Genomic DNA, 1640 nt, shown 5'->3' on the forward strand with positions numbered 1-1640 from the left:
GTTCAGGGCGGCGCCGTCGCGGATCTTGCGCGCGGTGCCGGCCCGGATCGCCTCGATCGGCCGGCCGCCGCGGCCGGCATACTGGTCGTACTTCGCCATGTCGCGGAACTGCCGCTGGCCCGGCGTGTGGTCCATCAGCGAGATCAGGCCGACGGGGTGGCGGGCGACGAAATCGCGCACGGTGTCGATCACGTCGGCGGAAGGGATCTCGCAGCGCAGGTGCGTCCGGTGCTCGGCCCGGAACAGGTCGGCGGCGCGGGCGTCGGCAATGGCTTGCGCCAAGGTGTCGAACTCGGACCCGAGGCCGCTGCCGTCCGGGTCGGTGCCGGCGCGCAGCGAATCGAAAACGGTGGTGATGCCGGAGGCCGCGATCTGCGCATCGTAGGCGATCACGGCGCCCAGCGGGTGCCAGCGCACGCCGGGGCGCGGCGCGTAGTGGCTTTCCAAGTGGTCGGTGTGCAGCTCGACCAGGCCGGGGACGAGATGGTCGCCGAAGAGATCCAGGCCGCGCTCGGGAGCCCGGCCTTCGCCGAATTCGGCGATGCGTCCGCCGGCCATGGCGAGCCAGCCGGCGACCACCCCGCCGGGCAGGACGAGACGCGCGTTCTCGATGATCTCGACCCGGTCCGCCATCGCTTCGCCGTCTCCGCTGATGTCGCGCCCATTCATGCCGCCACCGGCGCGCGAAAACTTGCCACGTCCACGATCCGCGTCCCCACCGCCTCGTGCATGTCTCCGGGATCGGCACTTGGTAGACCAGGACCTGGCCCTGCGCGAGCGGCGTCGCCCGATCGTCGGGGAGATGGCCCATGTCGAGCATTCGCTCGAACATGGCATAGGCGGCGGTCTTCGCGTCCCGGGAACGACGCCCGTCACCCGGCGGCATTGCCTGCGGCGCCCCGCGTTCGCTACGGACCCTCGGCGCGCGCTGCGAGCGCCTGAGACAGGAGACCGGACGGATGACGGCACCATCGGCCCGCGATGTGGTGATCATCGGTGCCGGCGCAATCGGGACCGTGAGTGCGCTCGAATGCCTGCGCGCCGGCCACCGGGTCACGATGGTCGATCCGGGCGAGCCCGGCGGGGAGCAGGCGTCGAGCTACGGCAACGCCGGCTGGCTCTCATCGCACTCAGTGATCCCCCCGGCGGAGCCGGGAATCTGGAAGCGCGTCCCGTCCTATCTCGCCGATCCACTCGGACCCTTGGCGATCCGCTGGCGCTACCTGCCGCGGGCGCTGCCCTGGTTGGTGCGCTACGTCTGGGCGGCACGGAGCGGACGCCAGATCGCGGACACGGCGCAAGCGCTGCGCACCCTGCTTGTGGATGCGCCGCGCCTCCATGCCGGCCTCGCCGAGGAGGCCGGCCTCGGTCATCTGATCGAGCGGCGCGGCCTGCTCCACGTCTATCCCGACCGCGCCGCCTTCGCGGCCGACGCAGCCGCCTGGGCGATACGCCACGCGGTCGGCGTGCGGTGGCTCGAGCTCTCGGCCGACGAGCTGCGCCAGCGCGAGCCGACACTGCACCGCCGCTACACCTTCGGGGTCATGGTCGAGGAGGCGGGCCATTGCCGCGATCCGGGCAGCTACGTCGCGGGGCTTGCCGACCTCGCGCGTGCCCGCGGCGCCACCCACGCCCGCACC

1 protein-coding gene and 1 pseudogene are annotated in these 1640 nt (G+C 72.3%); one reads left to right on the forward strand and one right to left on the reverse strand.

Translation table 11 applies throughout. The annotated features are described in order from the left end of the window. Nucleotides 1-633 (reverse strand): annotated as a pseudogene (locus tag FV222_RS25310) (alpha-D-ribose 1-methylphosphonate 5-triphosphate diphosphatase); the annotation flags it as partial. 326 nt (nt 634-959) lie between these two features. On the opposite strand from FV222_RS25310, the gene FV222_RS25315 reads away from it, so the two are divergent. Beyond that, nucleotides 960-1640 (forward strand): FAD-dependent oxidoreductase (locus FV222_RS25315; protein ID WP_147815937.1); only part of this gene is annotated, 681 nt, incomplete at its 3' end.

Origin of the sequence: Methylobacterium sp. WL103, from assembly GCF_008039885.1 — a bacterium.
Classification (GTDB): Bacteria; Pseudomonadota; Alphaproteobacteria; order Rhizobiales; family Beijerinckiaceae; genus Methylobacterium; species Methylobacterium cerastii.